Origin of the sequence: Billgrantia lactosivorans, assembly GCF_003254665.1 — a bacterium.
GTDB classification, from domain to species: Bacteria; Pseudomonadota; Gammaproteobacteria; order Pseudomonadales; family Halomonadaceae; genus Halomonas; species Halomonas lactosivorans.
Window position 1 is genome coordinate 490,261 of record NZ_QHGY01000002.1, and the last position, 17,959, is coordinate 508,219.

At 66.2% G+C, this 17,959-nt stretch carries 15 protein-coding genes and 6 tRNA genes; 15 read left to right on the forward strand and 6 right to left on the reverse strand.

Annotated elements, in window-relative coordinates; all coding sequences use genetic code 11:
• Positions 1–40 precede the first annotated feature (40 nt).
• From ccoP to ccoN, 4 genes are read right to left on the reverse strand one after another with little or no spacing between them, the layout of a single operon-like run.
• Positions 41–970: a cytochrome-c oxidase, cbb3-type subunit III gene (ccoP, locus tag DIS04_RS07915; protein ID WP_111413225.1), complete on the reverse strand. Its 930-nt coding sequence runs from the start codon at positions 968–970 to the stop codon at positions 41–43.
• Positions 967–1,206, reverse strand: a complete 240-nt coding sequence (locus DIS04_RS07920) for a cbb3-type cytochrome oxidase subunit 3 (protein ID WP_111413226.1) — start codon at positions 1,204–1,206, stop codon at positions 967–969. Before DIS04_RS07920 ends, ccoP begins: the two co-directional genes overlap by 4 nt.
• 2 nt (positions 1,207–1,208) lie before the next feature.
• Positions 1,209–1,817, reverse strand: a complete 609-nt coding sequence (gene ccoO, locus DIS04_RS07925) for a cytochrome-c oxidase, cbb3-type subunit II (RefSeq protein ID WP_111413227.1) — start codon at positions 1,815–1,817, stop codon at positions 1,209–1,211.
• Positions 1,818–1,839: 22 nt separating this feature from the next.
• Positions 1,840–3,267: a cytochrome-c oxidase, cbb3-type subunit I gene (gene ccoN, locus DIS04_RS07930; RefSeq protein WP_111413228.1), complete on the reverse strand. Its 1,428-nt coding sequence runs from the start codon at positions 3,265–3,267 to the stop codon at positions 1,840–1,842.
• A 222-nt stretch (positions 3,268–3,489) separates the two neighbouring features.
• Between ccoN and DIS04_RS07935 the strand changes: the two genes are divergently transcribed.
• From DIS04_RS07935 to DIS04_RS07985, 11 genes are all read left to right on the forward strand, one after another.
• Positions 3,490–4,176: an alpha/beta family hydrolase gene (locus DIS04_RS07935; RefSeq protein WP_340148167.1), complete on the forward strand. Its 687-nt coding sequence runs from the start codon at positions 3,490–3,492 to the stop codon at positions 4,174–4,176.
• Positions 4,177–4,298: 122 nt separating this feature from the next.
• A tRNA-Val gene (locus DIS04_RS07940) sits at positions 4,299–4,374 on the forward strand.
• 38 nt (positions 4,375–4,412) lie between these two features.
• Positions 4,413–4,489: transfer RNA gene (locus tag DIS04_RS07945), tRNA-Asp, on the forward strand.
• Positions 4,490–4,517: 28 nt separating this feature from the next.
• A tRNA-Asp gene (locus tag DIS04_RS07950) sits at positions 4,518–4,594 on the forward strand.
• A 28-nt stretch (positions 4,595–4,622) separates the two neighbouring features.
• Positions 4,623–4,699, forward strand: a tRNA-Asp gene (locus DIS04_RS07955).
• Positions 4,700–4,771: 72 nt separating this feature from the next.
• Positions 4,772–4,848 (forward strand) — tRNA-Val (locus DIS04_RS07960).
• 3 nt (positions 4,849–4,851) lie between these two features.
• Positions 4,852–4,928, forward strand: a tRNA-Asp gene (locus tag DIS04_RS07965).
• A 287-nt stretch (positions 4,929–5,215) separates the two neighbouring features.
• Entirely contained in the window at positions 5,216–7,159 is a 1,944-nt protein-coding gene (locus DIS04_RS07970; protein WP_479688582.1) for an oxidoreductase, read from the forward strand.
• A 404-nt stretch (positions 7,160–7,563) separates the two neighbouring features.
• Entirely contained in the window at positions 7,564–9,486 is a 1,923-nt protein-coding gene (locus tag DIS04_RS07975) for a PrkA family serine protein kinase (protein WP_111413231.1), read from the forward strand.
• A gap of 23 nt (positions 9,487–9,509) precedes the next feature.
• Positions 9,510–10,793, forward strand: a complete 1,284-nt coding sequence (locus DIS04_RS07980; protein WP_111413232.1) for a YeaH/YhbH family protein — start codon at positions 9,510–9,512, stop codon at positions 10,791–10,793.
• 17 nt (positions 10,794–10,810) lie between these two features.
• Positions 10,811–12,367: a SpoVR family protein gene (locus DIS04_RS07985; RefSeq protein WP_111413233.1), complete on the forward strand. Its 1,557-nt coding sequence runs from the start codon at positions 10,811–10,813 to the stop codon at positions 12,365–12,367.
• Positions 12,368–12,392: 25 nt separating this feature from the next.
• Here DIS04_RS07985 and DIS04_RS07990 read toward each other — a convergent pair whose 3' ends face one another.
• Complete coding sequence (locus DIS04_RS07990) at positions 12,393–12,728, reverse strand: high-potential iron-sulfur protein (protein WP_111413234.1); 336 nt, start codon at positions 12,726–12,728, stop codon at positions 12,393–12,395.
• Positions 12,729–13,052: 324 nt separating this feature from the next.
• Here DIS04_RS07990 and DIS04_RS07995 point away from each other — a divergent pair, with 324 nt between their 5' ends.
• Complete coding sequence (locus tag DIS04_RS07995) at positions 13,053–13,475, forward strand: CopD family protein (protein WP_111413235.1); 423 nt, start codon at positions 13,053–13,055, stop codon at positions 13,473–13,475.
• 45 nt (positions 13,476–13,520) lie between these two features.
• Here DIS04_RS07995 and DIS04_RS20635 read toward each other — a convergent pair whose 3' ends face one another.
• Positions 13,521–13,985, reverse strand: a complete 465-nt coding sequence (locus DIS04_RS20635; RefSeq protein ID WP_218938137.1) for a DUF2231 domain-containing protein — start codon at positions 13,983–13,985, stop codon at positions 13,521–13,523.
• Positions 13,986–14,120: 135 nt separating this feature from the next.
• Between DIS04_RS20635 and coxB the strand changes: the two genes are divergently transcribed.
• The 3 genes from coxB to DIS04_RS08010 are packed head-to-tail and all read left to right on the forward strand — an operon-like array spanning position 14,121 to position 17,952.
• Positions 14,121–15,077, forward strand: a complete 957-nt coding sequence (coxB, locus tag DIS04_RS20640) for a cytochrome c oxidase subunit II (RefSeq protein ID WP_218938138.1) — start codon at positions 14,121–14,123, stop codon at positions 15,075–15,077.
• Positions 15,074–17,605: a cytochrome c oxidase subunit I gene (gene ctaD / locus DIS04_RS08005; RefSeq protein WP_111413237.1), complete on the forward strand. Its 2,532-nt coding sequence runs from the start codon at positions 15,074–15,076 to the stop codon at positions 17,603–17,605. Before coxB ends, ctaD begins: the two co-directional genes overlap by 4 nt.
• A complete protein-coding gene (locus tag DIS04_RS08010) occupies positions 17,602–17,952 on the forward strand; it encodes a hypothetical protein (protein ID WP_111413238.1) in 351 nt (116 codons plus the stop codon). Before ctaD ends, DIS04_RS08010 begins: the two co-directional genes overlap by 4 nt.
• The last annotated feature ends 7 nt before the right edge of the window (positions 17,953–17,959 follow it).

Consider the following 17,959-nt stretch of genomic DNA (forward strand, 5'->3'; position numbering starts at 1 on the left):
GTGCGACGGTGGGTCGCACTGCCCGCCCCGGGAGGAGCCGTCAGTCGCGCAGACGCAGGCTGTAGATGTAGGCGGCGACCAGATGGACGCGCTCTTCACCGATGTAGGCCTCCTGGGCCGGCATGTGACCGTTGCGGCCGTTGCGCAGGGTCTGGATCACCGAGTCCTTGACGCTCTGTCCAGGCGCCTGGTAGAGCCAGGTGTCGTTGGTCAGGTCCGGTGCCCCCAGGGCCTGGTTGCCGGTACCGTCCGGGCCATGGCACGCCGCGCACACCGAGCTGAACACCGCCGAACCCTGCTCGGCGCGCTCGGCGTCGTGCTCGAGGCCGGAGAGCGACAGCACGTGGTTGGCCACGTTCTCGATATTCTGCTCGCCGAGCTGTTGCCACGAGGGCATCAGGCCGTTGCGCCCGCGCACCAGGGTGGTCAGGATTTGCTCCGGCTCGCCGCCGTACAGCCAGTCGTCGTCGGTCAGGTCGGGGAAGCCGTAACCGCCCTGGGCGTTGGCCCCGTGGCACACCGCGCAGTTGTTGAGGAAGATCCGCTCGGCCACCTGCATCGCCTCGGCGTCCTCGGCCAGTTCGGGAATCGGCACCTCCTCGTACTGGGAGAAGATCGGCGTGAAGCGCTCCTCCGCCCGGGCGATCTCCTCCTCCCACTGGTTCTCCTGGGTCCAGCCGAGCAGGCCGGCGAAGTTGCCGAGCCCCGGGTAGAGCAGCAGGTAGCCGAGCGAGAACACCACGGTGGCGACATACAGCTGGAACCACCAGCGCGGCAGCGGGTTGTCGTACTCCTCGATCTCGTCGGCGGCGTGGCCGGTGGTTTCCACGTTGCCTTCGGCATCGGGCACCTTGTCGGTCTTGCGGTTGGCGTACAGGATCCAGAAGGCGAAGGCGATGGAGCCCAGCGTTATCAAGATGATCCAGGCGCTCCAGAACCCGGAAAGGGAGTCATCCCATAGATTGCTCATGCGTTTTCGTCTCCCCTGTCTTTACGGGAATCGGCTTCGCCTGCCTGCTCGCGGTGCGAGCCCTGCTGCGAGGCGCTGCGGTCTCGGTTCGATTGTTCGTCTTCATCGGCGAAGGGCAGCTGGGCCGCCTCGTCGAAGTCCGGCTTGCGACGCCGGGAAAAGGCCCACCAGACGATGCCGAGGAAGGCGAGGATCAAGAGCCCGGTGATGATGCCGCGAAAGGTACCGGTATCCATGATCAGCGCGTGCCCTCGAGCACGGTCCCCAGTTGCTGCAGGTAGGCGACCAGGGCCGTGATCTCCTGTTCGCCGCGCACCTCGCGGGTGGCGTTCGCGATGTCCTCGTCGGTGTAGGGCACGCCGAGGCTGCGCAGGACTTCCATCTTGCGCGGGGTGTCCTTGCCGTCGAGGGTGTTCTCGAACAGCCAGGGATACGCCGGCATGATCGACTCGGGCACCACGTCGCGCGGGTTGTACATGTGGGCACGATGCCAGTCGTCGCTGTAGCGGCCGCCGACACGGGCCAGGTCCGGGCCGGTACGCTTGGAGCCCCACAGGAAATTGTGCTCGTAGACCGACTCGCCGGCCACGCTGTAGTGGCCGTAGCGCTCGGTCTCGGCGCGGAACGGCCGCACCATCTGCGAGTGACAGCCCACGCAGCCCTCGCGGCGGTAGATGTCACGCCCCTCCAGCTCGAGAGCGGAGAGGGGGCGCAGGCCGTCGACCGGCTCCGTGGTCTGCTTCTGGAAGAACAGCGGAACGATCTCGGCCAGGCCGCCGAAACTGATCACCACCAGGATCAGCACGGCGAGTAGGCCAACGTTCTTTTCGACGATCTCGTGTTTCATTGGTGTCGGTTTCCCCGGTTACTCAGGCAGACTGCGGAATCGGCTGCTGGCTGACGGCTTCGCTGCGCTTGACGGTCATGAAGACGTTGTATGCCATGATCAGCATGCCAACGACCCAGAACAAGCCGCCGATGAGGCGCACGACATAGCCTGGTCCGCTGGCCTCGACGGCCTCGATGAAGGTGTACATCAGCGTGCCGTCCGGGTTGATGGCGCGCCACATCAGGCCCTGCAGGATGCCGTTGACCCACATCGAGGCGATGTAGAGCACGGTGCCGATGGTGGCCAGCCAGAAGTGCACGGCGATCAGCCCGACCGAGTACATCTCGGTGCGACCGAACAGGCGCGGAATCAGGTGGTACATGGAGCCGATGGTGATCATCGCCACCCAGCCCAGGGCGCCGGCGTGCACGTGGCCGATGGTCCAGTCGGTGTAGTGAGACAGCGCGTTGACCGTCTTCACCGCCATCATCGGACCCTCGAAGGTGGACATGCCGTAGAACGACAGGGCCACGACCAGGAAGCGCAGGGTCGGGTCGGTGCGCAGCTTATGCCAGGCGCCGGAGAGGGTCATCATGCCGTTGATCATGCCGCCCCAGGAGGGGGCCAGCAGGATGATCGACATCACCATGCCCAGCGACTGCGCCCAGTTGGGCAGGGCGGTGTAGTGCAGGTGGTGCGGGCCGGCCCACATGTAGATCATGATCAGGGCCCAGAAGTGGACGATCGACAGGCGGTAGGAGTAGACCGGACGCTCGGCCTGCTTGGGCACGAAGTAGTACATCATGCCGAGGAAGCCGGCGGTCAGGAAGAAGCCCACCGCGTTGTGGCCGTACCACCACTGCACCATGGCGTCGATGGCGCCGGCGTAGATCGAGGTGGAGTACATCCACGACACCGGGATCGCCGCGTTGTTGACGATGTGCAGCACCGCCACGGTCAGGATGAAGGCGGCGAAGAACCAGTTGGCCACGTAGATGTGGGAGGTCTTGCGCCGCTTGATGGTCATCAGGAAGACGATGGCATAGCTGACCCAGACCACCGCGATCAGGATGTTGATCGGCCACTCGAGCTCGGCGTACTCCTTGACGGTGGTGAAGCCCAGCGGCAGGGTGATCACCGCCGACAGGATCACCGCCTGCCAGCCCCAGAAGGTGAAGGCGGCCAGCCGGTCGCAGAACAGCCGCGTCTGGCAGGTGCGCTGCACCACGTAGTAGGAGGTGGCCATCAGCGCCGAGCCGCCGAAGGCGAAGATGACTGCGTTGGTATGCAGCGGGCGCAGGCGGCCGAAGCTCGTCCAAGGCAGGTCGAGGTTGAGTTGCGGCCAGACCAGTTGTGCGGCAAGGATGACACCGAGGAGCATGCCCACGATGCCCCACACCACTGTCATGATCGCGAACTGCCGAACTACCTTGTAGTTGTAGGTCGGATGCTCTAGTGCTGTGCTCATGTCAGGTTCCCGTCGAACGCGAATCGAGAACTCGCGGTGGGCTGGCCACGGCAAGATTCCCGGTTGAGGGTGATGCAGGTTAGAAAGCAGGGCGGATTCTAGCGCAGCCGCCTGACAGACTGAAACAAGGATACGAGCGAAACTCGTATGGGAAATTGACTTGTGTCCAACTTTGCTCGATTAGAGGCGGCAGCCATTGGCTTAATCCCATTGCGCGAACAGGTGTTCACCGGGCGACCCGGGCGCTGGCTCGTCGACGGGCTCGGGCCGTTGGAAGCGCAGGGGGATGGAAGCGCGGGACGCCTGCTGATCGCCCATGGCGCGGGGGCTGGCCAGCATTCGCCCTATATGAGTGAACTGCGTGATGCGCTCGCGGGGCAGGGCGTGCAGACGCTGGCCATCGAGTTCGCCTACATGCAGCGGATGCAGCGCGAAGGCAGGCGAATCCCGCCGCCGCCCGTCGACCGCCTGGTAGAAGAATTGTCCCAGTGGTGCGACATTCTGACTCATCCCCAAGAAGGTACGCCGTGGCTCGGCGGCAAGTCCCTCGGCGGGCGTGTGGCCAGCCTGCTGGCGGCCCGCGAACAGGCCGCCGGCCTGGTGCTGTGCGGCTACCCCTTCCACCCGCCGCGCCGGCCCGACGACCTGCGCCTCGCGCACTGGCCGCGGATCGCCTGCCCCACCCTGGTGGTGCAGGGCAGTCGCGACCCCTTCGGTACCCGCGACGAGGTGGCCCAGTATGAGCTGGCGGTGCGGGGGCGGATACACTGGCTGGAGGATGGCGATCACGACTGGAAACCGCGTCAGCGCTCGGGGCGTACCCAGGCGGAACTGATCGAGGAGGGGGCGGTCGTGATCGCGGCCTTCATGCGGGCGCAGCGAGCGGCGAACGAGCAACCTCACAGATGACGCGGGGTGCGACGCCCTCGTGCCGTCAGGCGCGGCGCGGCGGGCATCCGCCGAGGGCGATAAGCGGCCAAGGGCATTGACAACCAAGCCGATCCCTGTAGAATTCAGCGCCACGTGACCAGGGGTGGTTAGCTCAGCTGGGAGAGCACCAGCCTTACAAGCTGGGGGTCACAGGTTCGAACCCTGTACCACCCACCATCGCGTCAGCGATCCTTGATCACGTAGGAAGCAGCAGCGGACCGGTAGTTCAGTCGGTTAGAATGCCGGCCTGTCACGCCGGAGGTCGCGGGTTCGAGTCCCGTCCGGTCCGCCATCGTTTCCGTCGCTGTGCCATTTGTTGTGGACCGGTAGTTCAGTCGGTTAGAATGCCGGCCTGTCACGCCGGAGGTCGCGGGTTCGAGTCCCGTCCGGTCCGCCATCGTTTCCGTCGCTGTGCCATTTGTTGTGGACCGGTAGTTCAGTCGGTTAGAATGCCGGCCTGTCACGCCGGAGGTCGCGGGTTCGAGTCCCGTCCGGTCCGCCACGATGGCCTGGCACAAGGTCTTGCCGACGTTTGCAAGATCACTTCGCATTTGTCTTCCGATGCGATATCCGTGGGTGATTAGCTCAGTTGGTTAGAGCACCAGCCTCACATGCTGGGGGTCACTGGTTCGAGTCCGGTATCACCCACCACGCGGACCGGTAGTTCAGTCGGTTAGAATGCCGGCCTGTCACGCCGGAGGTCGCGGGTTCGAGTCCCGTCCGGTCCGCCATTCGATTTCAGGCCCCGAGCTTCAGGCTCGGGGCCTTTTCGTATCGTCTATACTCCCTCCGTCTTGCCTTTGCCCGGCATGCATGCGTCGCGGCGTCTCCCGTAGCGAGAGCAAAGCGCACTTCGTCTTTGGGCGAAAGGCGCGCTTTCCCTTTGCGCCTGCCGCCTGGCTATCATACAGTTGTTTGAAATTCCCGGGACTCGACCAAGGAGGAGTTCGGCGTGCGCTATCCTCATCTTTTCCGTCCGCTCGAGGTGGGTCACCTGACGCTGCCCAATCGCGTGCTGATGGGCTCCATGCATACCAACCTCGAGGAGGCGCCGGGCGGCTTCGAGCGCCTGGCCGCCTTCTATGCCGAGCGTGCCCGCCAGGGCGTCGGGCTGATCGTCACCGGCGGCATCGCGCCCAACAAGGAGGGGGCCGTGTTCCAGGGCGCCGCCACATTGGAGCGGGCCGAGCAGGTCGCCGATCATCGCGGTGTGGTCGAGGCGGTGCATGCCGAGGGTGGTCGCATCTGTCTGCAGATCCTGCATGCGGGGCGCTATGCCTACTCTCCCGAACTGGTGGCACCGTCGCCGATCCAGGCGCCGATCAACCCGTTCGTGCCGCGCGAGCTCAGCGATGCCGAGGTGGAGCGCCAGATCGACGACTTCGTGCGCTGCGCCTCCCTGGCTCGCGAGGCCGGCTACGACGGCGTCGAGGTGATGGGCTCCGAGGGTTACCTGATCAATCAGTTCCTGTGCCTGCGCACCAACCAGCGCGACGACCGCTGGGGCGGGCCGCTGGAGCACCGCATGCGCCTTGCGGTCGAGATCGTCTCGCGCATTCGCGCGGCGGTGGGCGACGACTTCCTGATCATCTTCCGCCTGTCGATGATCGACCTGGTGGAGGAGGGCAGCACCTGGCAGGAGGTCGTGACCCTGGGGCGCGCCATCGAGGCCGCCGGGGCGAGCCTGATCAACACCGGCATCGGCTGGCACGAGGCGCGCGTACCCACCATCGTCACCAGCGTGCCGCGAGCGGCCTTCACCGAGGTGACCCGGCGCATGAAGGCCGAACTCAGCATCCCGCTGATCACCACCAACCGCATCAACATGCCCGAGGTGGCGGAGCGGGTGCTTGCCGAAGGGCATGCCGACATGGTCTCCATGGCACGCCCCTTCCTCGCCGATCCGGCCTGGGTGGCCAAGGCGGCGGAAGGGCGCGACGACGAGATCAATACCTGCATCGCCTGCAACCAGGCGTGCCTCGATCACACCTTCCAGGGCAAGCTCACCTCCTGCCTGGTCAACCCCCAGGCGTGCCACGAGACCGAGCTGGTCATCGAACCGGCCGAGACGCCGCGCCAGGTCGCCGTGATCGGTGGCGGCCCGGCGGGCATGGCGGCGGCGCTCACCGCCGCCCGGCGCGGCCACCACGTGGTGCTGTTCGAGCGCACCGGCGAGCTCGGCGGCCAGTTCAACCTGGCACGCAAGATCCCGGGCAAGGAGGAGTTCGACGAGACCCTGCGCTACTTCAAGGTGATGCTCGACAAGCACGGCGTGGCGGTGAGGCTCGGCAGCGAGCCCGACGTGCAGACCCTGCGCGGCTTCGACGCGGTGATCCTGGCCTCCGGCGTGCGTCCGCGCCGCCTCGAGCTGCCGGGTATCGAGCACCCCAAGGTGCTGAGCTATCCCATGGCGATCCGGCACCCCGAGCGGGTCGGCCGGCGCGTCGCCATCATCGGCGCCGGCGGTATCGGCTTCGACGTGGCCGAGCTGCTCACCCACGTGGGCCATCCCTCGCTCGACCGCGAGGCGTGGTGCGCCGAATGGGGCGTGGACCTCGCCGTCTCCGAGCGCGGTGGCCTGCGGCCGCCCGAGCGTCCCGACACGCCGCGCCAGGTCTTCCTGCTGCAGCGCAAGCACTCCAAGCCCGGCAAGGGGCTCGGCAAGTCCACCGGCTGGGTGCACCGGGCGTCGCTGCGCCATCGCGGCGTCGAGGCGCTGGCCGGCTGCGAGTACGTCGGCATCGACGACGAGGGGCTGCACATTCGCCACCACGAGGAGCCGCGCCTGCTCGCGGTCGACAGCGTGGTGATCTGCGCCGGCCAGGACCCGGTGCGCGACCTGCTCGAGCCCCTTCAGGAGGCCGGCGTGGCGGTGCACCTGATCGGCGGCGCCGACGAAGCCGCCGAGCTCGACGCCAAGCGGGCCATCGACCAGGGCACAAGGGTGGCGGCCGGGCTCTAGCGCCAGCGTTGACCGTGAAATCCCCCGGGCAGCTACGCTGAAGGGATCTGCTGCTGGCCGCTTTCCCTTCAGTCGTCCCGCTGGTCGCATGCCCTGCCGGTCGGAGTGCCGTTGTTCACCGGTGCTGGGGGGCTGGCGAGACTGCGGCCGCGCTGGCCCCAGCGCTGCCGACAGCCCTGCCCTCGCTAGGGCGCAGCGCGGCGACGTCGCGCTGCGTCCTAACAACGTTTAATCCCCGGCCGCGCAGCGATCGAACCCTTGTCGCCTCCGGCGTTCTCATGATTATCCTTACCTTGCGTTGATTCTTTGCCACCCACTCTGGCCCGAAGTGTCTAGGCTGATGAGTAACCCACGGCGGCTACTCCGACCGGGTGGCCAACGGGGTAGGCAAACAGGAGGCTTCGATGAGCATCTTCGATCATGTGCAGAACCGCTTCTCTCGTGTCCAGCAGGAGGAAATGAGCCTGCAGGAGTACCTGGAGCTGTGTCGTGAGGACCCCATGGCCTACGCCAGCGCCGCCGAGCGGATGCTGAAGGCCATCGGCGAACCCGAGGTGATCGACACCGCCAAGGATCCGCGGCTCTCCCGTATCTTTTCCAACAAGGTGATTCGTCGCTATCCGGCCTTCTCCGAGTTCTACGGCATGGAGGAGGCGATCGAGCAGATCGTGGCCTACTTTCGGCATGCCGCCCAGGGGCTCGAGGAGCGCAAGCAGATCCTCTACCTGCTGGGCCCGGTGGGGGGCGGCAAGTCGTCGCTGGCCGAACGGCTCAAGCTGCTGATGGAACGGATCCCGTTCTATGCCATCAAGGGCTCGCCGGTCTACGAGTCGCCGCTGGGGCTCTTTTCGCCCGAGGAGGACGGTGAGCTGCTCGAGAAGGAGTACGGTATCCCGCGCCGCTACGTGAAGAGCGTGATGTCGCCCTGGGCGGCCAAGCGACTCAAGGAGTACGGCGGCGACATCTCGCAGTTCAAGGTGGTACGCCTGTACCCCTCCCGGCTCAACCAGATCGCCATCTCCAAGACCGAGCCGGGCGACGAGAACAACCAGGACATCTCCTCGCTGGTGGGCAAGGTCGACATCCGCCAGCTCGAACTCTATTCCCAGGACGACCCGGACGCCTACAGCTTCTCCGGCGGGCTGTGCAAGGCCAACCAGGGCCTGATGGAGTTCATCGAGATGTTCAAGGCGCCGATCAAGGTGCTGCACCCGCTGCTGACCGCGACCCAGGAGGGCAACTACAACCCCACCGAGGGCATGGGGGCGATCCCCTTCGAGGGCATCGTGCTGGCCCACTCCAACGAGAGCGAGTGGCAGGCATTCCGCAACAACCGCAACAACGAGGCGTTCCTCGATCGCGTCTACATTGTCAAGGTGCCCTACTGCCTGCGCGTGACCGAGGAGATCAACATCTACAAGAAGCTGCTCGAGCACTCCTCGCTGGCCGAGGCGCCCTGCGCCCCGGATACCCTGCGCATGCTGGCGCAGTTCTCGGTGCTCTCGCGCCTCAAGGAGCCGGAGAACTCCAGCATCTACTCAAAGATGCGCGTCTACGACGGCGAGAACCTCAAGGACACCGACCCCAAGGCCAAGTCGATCCAGGAGTACCGCGACGCGGCGGGGGTCGACGAGGGCATGGACGGGCTCTCCACCCGCTTCGCCTTCAAGATCCTGTCGAAGGTGTTCAACTTCGACAACCACGAGATCGCCGCCAACCCGGTCCATCTGCTCTACGTGCTGGAGCAGCGCCTCGAGCAGGAGCACCTGCCGAAGGAGACTTTCGAGCGCTACCTGCGCTACATCAAGGAGTTCCTGGCGCCGCGCTACGTCGACTTCATCGGCAAGGAGATCCAGACCGCCTATCTCGAGTCCTACTCCGAGTACGGCCAGAACATCTTCGACCGCTACGTCACCTATGCCGACTTCTGGATCCAGGACCAGGAGTACCGCGACCCCGAGACCGGCGAGCTGTTCAACCGCCAGGCGCTCAACGAGGAACTGGAGAAGATCGAGAAGCCGGCCGGCATCTCCAACCCCAAGGACTTCCGCCACGAAGTGGTCAACTTCGTGCTGCGCGCGCGCGCCCAGAACAACGGCATGAACCCGAGCTGGCAGTCCTACGAGAAGCTGCGCGGGGTGATCGAGCACAAGATGTTCGCCAACACCGAGGAACTGCTGCCGGTGATCTCGTTCAACGCCAAGGCCTCGACCGCGGACCAGAAGAAGCACGAGGACTTCGTGGCGCGCATGAAGGAGCGTGGCTATACCGAGAAGCAGGTGCGGCTGCTCTCGGAGTGGTATCTGCGGGTGCGTAAATCGCAATAAGTGGCGCGAGCCAGGAGGTCAACATGACCTATTTCATCGATCGACGCGCCAACGCCAAGAACAAGAGCGCCGTGAACCGTCAGCGCTTCCTCGATCGCTACCGGACGCACATCAAGCGTTCGGTCGAGGAAGCCGTCAACCGCCGCTCGATCACCGACATGGAGCGCGGCGAGAAGGTCTCGATCCCGACGCGCGACATCTCCGAGCCGGTGTTCCAGCACGGCCCGGGCGGCAAGCGCACCATCGTCAGCCCCGGCAACAAGGAGTTCGTCGAGGGCGATCGCCTGCGCCGCCCCAGCGGCGGCGGCGGCGGGGATGGCGCCGGCGAGGGCGGGGCCTCGAACCAGGGCGAGGGCATGGACGAGTTCGCCTTCAGCCTCACCCGTGAGGAGTTCCTCGACTTCGTCTTCGACGGCCTGGAGCTGCCGCACCTCGAGCGCAAGGCGCTCAAGGACCTGGACGAAGTGAAGCCGGTACGCGCCGGGGTGACCCGCGATGGCGTGCCGGCGCGGATCAACATCGTACGCTCCATGCGCGAGGCCTATGCCCGGCGCATCGCCATGCGCGCGCCCCTGCGCCGCGCGCTGCGCGCTGCACAGGAGGCGCTGGACGAGGAGGAGCGCAAGGACCCGGTGCTGCGCAACCCATCTCGCATCGCCGAACTCAAGGCCGAGATCGAGCGCCTCGAGAAGCGGCTCGAGGCGGTGCCCTTCATCGACACCTATGACCTGCGCTACAACAACCTGATCAACCAGCCGCAACCCTCGAGCAAGGCGGTGATGTTCTGCGTCATGGACGTCTCGGGCTCCATGACCCAGGCCCACAAGGACATCGCCAAGCGTTTCTTCCTGCTGTTGTACCTGTTCCTCGAGCGCAACTACGAGAAGGTCGAGCTGGTCTTCGTGCGCCACCACACCGCGGCCAAGGAGGTCGACGAAGAGGAGTTCTTCTACTCGCGCGAGACCGGCGGCACCATCGTCTCCAGTGCCCTGACCCTGGTCGACGAGATCATCACCCGGCGCTATCCGCCGACCCAGTGGAACCTCTACGTGGCCCAGGCCTCGGACGGCGACAACTGGGACGACGACTCGGTGAATTGCCGCGAACGGCTGATGAAGTCGCTGATGCCGCGCCTGCAGTACTACACCTACGTGGAGATCACCCCCCATGCCCACCAGGCGCTGTGGGAGGAGTACGAGACAGTGGCCGCCGAGTTCCCCGACCGCTTCGCCATGCGCCAGATTGTCGAGGCGGGCGATATCTATCCGGTGTTCCGCGAGCTGTTCAAGCGCCGTGCCGCCCATTGACGCGACGAGGAGGCATCATGACCCGACGCAAGCCGATCGCCACCGGTTCCGACTGGAATTTCGAGATCCTCGAGGCGTACGAGCATGAGCTGGCGAGGCTGGCCGATGAGTACCGGCTGGACACCTATCCCAACCAGATCGAGATCATCACCACCGAGCAGATGATGGACGCCTACGCCAGCGTGGGGATGCCGGTGGGCTACCACCACTGGTCGTTCGGCAAGCAGTTCCTGGCGGTGGAGCAGGCCTATCGGCGCGGCCAGATGGGGCTGGCCTACGAGCTGGTGATCAACTCCGACCCCTGCATCGCCTACCTGATGGAGGAAAACACGCTGATGATGCAGGTGCTGGTGATGGCCCACGCCTGCTACGGCCACAACTCGTTCTTCAAGGGCAACTACCTGTTTCGCACCTGGACCGACGCCAGCTCGATCGTCGACTACCTGGTGTTCGCCCGCCGCTACGTGGCCGAATGCGAGGAGCGCCACGGCGTCACTGCCGTCGAGCAACTGCTCGACGCCTGCCATGCGCTGCAGAACTACGGTGTCGACCGTTACAAACGCCCCTCGCCGATCTCCGCCGAGGAGGAGGTGCGGCGCCAGGCGGAGCGCGAGGAGTATCTTCAGGCCCAGGTCAACACCCTGTGGCGTACCATCCCGGGGCGCCCGCAGTCGGATCTCCTGGCCGGCAGCGCCGACAGCGAGGACGATCCGCTGGGGCTGCATGCGGGGGGACGCTATCCCCCCGAGCCGCAGGAGAACCTGCTCTACTTCCTCGAGAAGAACGCGCCGCTGCTGGCCCCCTGGCAGCGCGAGATCGTGCGCATCGTGCGCAAGCTGGCGCAGTACTTCTATCCCCAGCGCCAGACCCAGGTGATGAACGAGGGGTGGGCCTCGTTCTGGCACTACACGCTGATGAACCGGCTCTACGACGAGGGGCTGGTCGACGAGGGGCTGATGCTGGAGTTCCTGCAGTCGCATACCGCGGTGGTCAGCCAGCCCGGCTTCGACAGCCCCTTCTACAGCGGCATCAATCCCTACGCGCTGGGCTTCGCCATGTTCAGCGACATCAAGCGCATGTGCGAGAACCCCACCGACGAGGACCGCGAGTGGTTCCCCGACACCGCGGGCAGCGACTGGCTCGAGGCGGTGCACTTCGCCATGCGCAACTTCAAGGACGAGTCCTTCATCCAGCAGTTCCTGTCACCCAAGGTGATGCGCGACCTCAAGCTGTTCAGCATCGTCGACGACGATCAGGAGGAGATGCTCGAGGTCACGGCCATCCACGACGAGCGTGGCTATCGCCGGATCCGCGAGGCGCTGGCGCAGCAGTATGCGCTGTCGCTGCGTGAGCCCAACATCCAGGTCTACGAGGCCAACATCCGCGGCAACCGGGCGCTGACCCTGCACCACGTGCAGGACAGCCGACGTCCCATGGGGCGGAGCGTCTATCCGGTGATCCGGCATCTCCATCAGCTCTGGGGCTTTCCCGTGCGGCTGGAGTCGCTCGCCGAGGACGGCTCGGTCGTGCGGCGCTACCAGTGGCCGCTACCCGACGAGGATGGCAAGGAGTAACACGCCGGCGGGGGCTGAGTGAGGCTCACTCCGCGGTGACCCAGGACTGGCACCAGCCGCCGGGCTCGACGCTGTTCTGGGGAAACAGCTGACAGCCTTCGCTGCGGCGTTCGAAGAACATGCAGTTGCGGCAGGTTTCTCCCTCCTCGTAGGCGGGATGGTCGCTGGCCTGCTCGGCCACTTCGACGTAGTTCAAGGCCTGGGCCTGCCGGTTGTCGGGGTCGAGTCTCGGCAGGCTCTGGGCGAAGGCCTGGCGTGACAGAATGCCGATTCCCAGTGGCAGGGCCATCACGCCTATCAGGCTGCTGCGTAGGAACTCACGCCGGCTCGGTTCGGCCGAGGGTCGGCACTTACTGACCATGGATGGTTCTCCTGCTTCGACACGGTCCAATGATACCCGCATCAGGCCAGATTGACGCCAGGATCGGCACCGTGCACCGCTCGCGTAATCAGACCCGACGGGGGGGCAGAAGTTCTTCTGCGACAAGCAGGGAACACTTTTCCTCCCGGGGTCGCAATTGCCGAATGTGTCGCTGTGTTGCCGTTACGTGTCGTGCGGTTTCAGCAGGCCAACGCGCCTGTCGATGGCGCGGTGTCGAGATGGGGTCGCCAACGGCGGTAAACCTGGCTCCGCTGCCCTACATTGGCTAGGGTGGGTTCACACTGCTGCTGCAAGGATGCTGTTATGCCGTGGATCAAGATCCTGCACATCGCCACGCTGCTGTGCTGGTGTGCGGCGCTGCTCTATCTGCCCGCCCTGCTGCTGGCAAGCGCCAGGGCGCGCGGAGGAGAGGCCACCTTCGACGTGCCTGCTCCGGCTCTGCTGCGCTTCTTGTTCACCCATGTCGCCACCCCCTTCGCCTTGCTGGCGATCATGAGCGGCACGCTGCTGTTCCTCGTCGGGCGGTTGACCGGCGGATGGCTGGTGCTGAAGTTGATGGCGGTGAGCGGCATGGTGCTGTGCCATGTGCTGTGCGGCGCCCTGATCGTGCGACTGGAGCGGGAGCAGTTTCGATTCCTGGCACCTGCCAGCGGGCTGCTGGCTGCCACCTCCGCGGCGCTGATGCTCAGCGTGCTGGTGCTGGTGCTGAGCAAGCCATTCGACTGAGGCATGACAAGGAGAGTCACGATGCCGGATCCCATCCAGTCTGCCTCACTTGTCGTCGATCTCGACGCCCACCGCCTTCTCGTAGACCAGCGTGCCGCCAAGGGCGCCGGTGAGGCCGACCAGGGCAGCGGTGAGCAGGGACAGGGCGATGGCCCAGGGCAGCAGCTCGGCGGCGTCCAGGTAACGCCACAGCCAGTTGAGCGAGGCCAGCGACAGCATCATCACCGCCACGATGGCGTGACACCAGCCGAGAAGCTTGCGTCGGATCCGATAGATCGTGACAAGGTCGATCAGGCCCACGGTGCTGGCGATCCAGCCACTCAGTGCGCCGGTACCGGCCAACCACAGGCCTGCCTGCGCCCAGAACGCATCGCCGGTATAGAGATAGGCGGCATCGCTGCCGACCAGCAGCAGCAGGCAGGCGACGGGAAAGTGCACCAGGGTCGGGTGCAGCGGGTGGCCGAAGATGGCAATGCGGCTAGGGATGGTGCGGATCGGTTGGTCGGCCATGTTCGCGTCCTTTGCGATCGGTTCAGGGCTCTCCCTGGCATTCAACGCCCTGGCCGGCATCGGGTCAACCGCCCGGGCCGGCCCCCTCGGTGGAGCCTGTGGCTGCCAGGCCTGCTGGCCGGCTGCAGTGGCGAGATGTCGACCCTCGACGTCGCGGGCGAGGCCGCGCGCTCCCAGTTCTGGATCTGGTGGGCCATGCTGGCGGTGGCCGTGGTCGTTGCGCTCGGCGTGTTTGCGCTGTGGTTCTACACCTTTCGCCGCCGCCAGCCGCCGCCGCGCACGCCGCACGAGGAGCGCCGCATCATGCTGCGCTGGGTGCTGGGTGGCGGCATCGCGCTGCCGGTGGCGAGCATCCTCGTGCTGCTGGTGTTCGCCGCGCCGAGCGGCCGCGGCATGCTGCCGCTACCGGACGACGATGCCGAGCGCATCGAGGTGGTTGGCCACCAGTGGTGGTGGGAGGTACGCTATCCCGGCGAGGAGGGGGAGCGCGACGTGGTCACCGCCAATCGGCTGGTGATGCCGGCCGGCGAGCCCGTCGACTTCCGCATCACCAGTGCCGACGTCATCCACGCCTTCTGGATTCCGCGCCTCGGCGGCAAGCGGGACATGGTGCCCGGGCGTCATAGCACCATTCGCCTCACGGCCGACTCCCCCGGGGTATTCGGCGCGCAGTGCGGCGAGTACTGCGGGGCGCAGCACACCCACATGCTGCTCCATGTCGAGGCACTCGAGCGCGACGACTACGACGCCTGGCTCGAGGAGCGGCGTGCCTCGACCGGCCCGGGCGACGGCGACGACGGGGCCCTCGAAGCCTTCGGCGAGCACTGCGCGTCCTGCCACACGGTGGGGGGATTTCCCGAGGAACTGGTGGTCGATGACCTGGAGCACGGCGTGCGCGGCCCCGATCTCAGCGACATCGGCTCCCGACCCACGCTGGGCGCCGGCGTGCTGCCCATGGAAGAGGGCGCCATCGCCTACTGGCTCGAGCATCACCAGACGCTCAAGCCCGGCAACCGGATGCCGCCCCATGACCATATCGATACCGAGACGCTGCAGGCGATCGGTGCCTGGCTGGAGACGCTGCAACCATGAGCGATGACAAGGACGCTACGCTGACTCCCGATATTCGCCACCTCCATCGCGGCATGGCCGAGGTCTGGGCCAACCCACGCGGCCTCGGCGCCCTGACCGTGGTCAACCACACCAGCGTCGGCCTGCGCTTCATGGTCACCGGGGCGGTCTTCTTCCTGATCGGCGGGCTGCTGGCGATGCTGATCCGTACCCAGCTCGCCTTCCCCGACAACGACTTCATGTCGAACGAGATCTACAACCAGGTCTTCACCATGCACGGCACGGTGATGATGTTCCTGTTCGCCATCCCCATTCTCGAAGGGGTGGCGATCTACATGATCCCCAAGATGATCGGTGCCCGCGACCTGGTCTGCCCGCGGCTCTCCGCCTTCGGCTACTTCTGCTACCTGTTCGGTGGCATCATCCTGGTCTCGAGCCTGCTGTTCGAGATGGCCCCGTCCAGCGGCTGGTTCATGTACACCCCGCTCAGCAGTGGCGATTATTCGCCCGGGCGCGGCTCGGACTTCTGGCTGCTCGGGATCACCTTCGTCGAGATCTCGGCGCTCTCCGCCGGGGTGGAGCTGGTGGTGTCGATCCTGCGCACGCGCACCGAGGGCATGGCGCTGCACAAGATGCCGCTGTTCGCCTGGTACATCCTGGCCATGGCGCTGATGATCGTGGTCGGCTTCCCGCCGCTGATCCTCGGCAGCATCCTGCTCGAGCTGGAACGCGCCACCGGCATGCCGTTCTTCGAGGTGGCCGGTGGCGGCGACCCGGTGCTGTGGGCCCACCTGTTCTGGCTGTTCGGCCATCCGGAGGTCTACATCATCTTCCTGCCGGGGGCGGGCATCGTCTCGACCCTGATCCCGGTCTTCGCCCGCCGCCCCATCGTCGGCTACGGCTGGGTGGTGGCGGCCATCGTCATCATGGGCTTCGTCAGCTTCGGCCTGTGGGTGCACCACATGTTCACCCTGGGAATCCCGCAGCTGGCGCTGGCGTTCTTCTCGGCGTCGAGCATGCTGGTGGCGATTCCCACCGGCATCCAGATCTTCGTCTGGCTCTCCACGCTGTGGCTGGGGCGACCGGTGATGGCGTTGCCGATGCTATGGGTCGCCGGCTTCCTGGTGATCTTCGTGCTGGGCGGGCTGACCGGGGTGATGCTGGCCCTGGTGCCGTTCAACTGGCAGGTCCACGACACGCACTTCGTGGTTGCCCACATGCACTACGTGCTGGTGGGCGGCATGCTGTTTCCGCTGATCGCCGGGCTCTACTACTGGCTGCCGCTGATTTCCGGGCGGATGCCCTCCGAGCGGCTGGGCAGGTGGAGCTTCTGGCTGATCTTCCTCGGCTTCAACACCACCTTCCTGGTGATGCACTGGACCGGGCTGCTGGGCATGCGGCGGCGGGTGTTCACCTACGACTCGGCCATGGGCTGGGACCTCTACAACCTGATCTCGTCGGTCGGCGGTTTCATGATGTCCGCCGGCGTGGCGCTGCTGATCCTCGACGTGGCGCTGCATTTTCGCTTCGGCAGGAAGGCGCCGCAGAATCCCTGGAACGCCGATGGCCTGGAGTGGGCCATGCCCAAGCCGCCGACGCCTTACAACTTCGTCAGCCTGCCGCGGCTCGAGACACGCCACCCGCTGTGGGACGACCCGGCGTTGCCGCGCACCATCGACGAGGGGCGCCACGGCCTCAACACCATCGATCACGGCCGGCGCGAGACCTGGGGCAGCGACGCCCTGACCGGCAAGCCGCGTGAAGTGGTGCACCTGCCCACCAACTCCTGGTGGCCCTTCTTCGCCGCCCTGGCCCTGGCGGTGGTCTGCCTCTGCCTGCTGGCCAGGCTCTATCCGCTGGCGGGCGTGGCCACGCTGGTGGCCGCCGTCTTGCTGCTGCGCTGGTCGTGGGAGAACGGCGCTCACCCCAGGGCCGCGCCCGACCCCACGGTGGCGCCCGGCCAGCCGCCGCTGCACTCGCGCACCCTGAACGGTCCCGGGGTGTGGGCCATGTCGGTCTCGCACCTGGCCAACGGCTCGCTCTATCTCTCGCTACTGTTCGGCTGGTTCTACCTGTGGACCGTGGCGCCCGAGTGGCGGATGCCGGAAACGTCGCCGCTCTCCCTGCCGCTGCTGGCGGCGGCCGGCATCGCCCTCACGCTGGGCACCGCCTGGCTGGCCGGGCTGGTGCGCCGTCTGGATCGGCGCAACGATACGGGCCTGGCTGGCGGGCTCTACCTGGTCGCCGGGCTCGGCGGGCTGCAGTCGGCCCTGCTCGGCCTGGCGATCTGGCAGGCACCGCTGGCCCCGACCGAAACCGCCCACGACGCCACGCTGCTGGTGGCGCTGGTCTATGTGCTGATCCATGCGCTGCTGGGCGGGCTGCTGTGCCTGCTGCAGGGGCTGCGGGTGGGATATGGTTACGTGGGGGCCGAGGCCCCCATGGAGCCGGTGGTGGTGCTGCGCCTGTGGTACTACAACCTGGTCGTCTACTGGACCCTGCTGGTATCCGTCTGGCTGCTGCCGACCCTGCTGGGAGGGACCTCATGAAACGCCTGTTGCGCCTGACCCATCCCATTCACGTGGTCAGCGGCCTGGTCATCTGGGGGCTCTGGTTCGTGGCGATCTACGCCGGTCTTTCGGTGGCCTGCTCGGTGGCGCCCCCCGAGTCCGAGCGCGACATGCTGACCGGCATCAATGTCGGTGTCGGGTTGGCCACGCTCGCGACCACCGCGCTGCTGCTGTGGCTGAGCTGGGCCAGCGTGGCGGCAGGGCGCAAGGCGACGTTGCGGCGCGAGTGCTATTTTGCCTACCTGTCGGCCGGGGTCTTCCTGTTCTCGGCGGGCGGTACGCTGTTCGTCGGCTACCCGATCGTGTTTCTGCCGCCCTGCCTGTAGCGCCAGC

Excerpts from the sequence above, each read along its gene's own strand:
- ccoP (WP_111413225.1), bottom strand. The coding sequence starts at position 970 with ATGAGCAATCTATGGGATGACTCCCTTTCCGGGTTCTGGAGCGCCTGG.
- DIS04_RS20635 (WP_218938137.1), bottom strand. The coding sequence starts at position 13,985 with ATGGCCGACCAACCGATCCGCACCATCCCTAGCCGCATTGCCATCTTC.
- DIS04_RS08010 (WP_111413238.1), top strand. The coding sequence starts at position 17,602 with ATGAAACGCCTGTTGCGCCTGACCCATCCCATTCACGTGGTCAGCGGC.
- coxB (WP_218938138.1), top strand. The coding sequence starts at position 14,121 with ATGTCGACCCTCGACGTCGCGGGCGAGGCCGCGCGCTCCCAGTTCTGG.
- DIS04_RS07970 (WP_479688582.1), top strand. The coding sequence starts at position 5,216 with ATGGGCTCCATGCATACCAACCTCGAGGAGGCGCCGGGCGGCTTCGAG.
- DIS04_RS07995 (WP_111413235.1), top strand. The coding sequence starts at position 13,053 with ATGCCGTGGATCAAGATCCTGCACATCGCCACGCTGCTGTGCTGGTGT.
- ccoN (WP_111413228.1), bottom strand. The coding sequence starts at position 3,267 with ATGAGCACAGCACTAGAGCATCCGACCTACAACTACAAGGTAGTTCGG.
- DIS04_RS07980 (WP_111413232.1), top strand. The coding sequence starts at position 9,510 with ATGACCTATTTCATCGATCGACGCGCCAACGCCAAGAACAAGAGCGCC.
- DIS04_RS07920 (WP_111413226.1), bottom strand. The coding sequence starts at position 1,206 with ATGGATACCGGTACCTTTCGCGGCATCATCACCGGGCTCTTGATCCTC.
- DIS04_RS07985 (WP_111413233.1), top strand. The coding sequence starts at position 10,811 with ATGACCCGACGCAAGCCGATCGCCACCGGTTCCGACTGGAATTTCGAG.
- ctaD (WP_111413237.1), top strand. The coding sequence starts at position 15,074 with ATGAGCGATGACAAGGACGCTACGCTGACTCCCGATATTCGCCACCTC.
- DIS04_RS07990 (WP_111413234.1), bottom strand. The coding sequence starts at position 12,728 with ATGGTCAGTAAGTGCCGACCCTCGGCCGAACCGAGCCGGCGTGAGTTC.
- ccoO (WP_111413227.1), bottom strand. The coding sequence starts at position 1,817 with ATGAAACACGAGATCGTCGAAAAGAACGTTGGCCTACTCGCCGTGCTG.
- DIS04_RS07975 (WP_111413231.1), top strand. The coding sequence starts at position 7,564 with ATGAGCATCTTCGATCATGTGCAGAACCGCTTCTCTCGTGTCCAGCAG.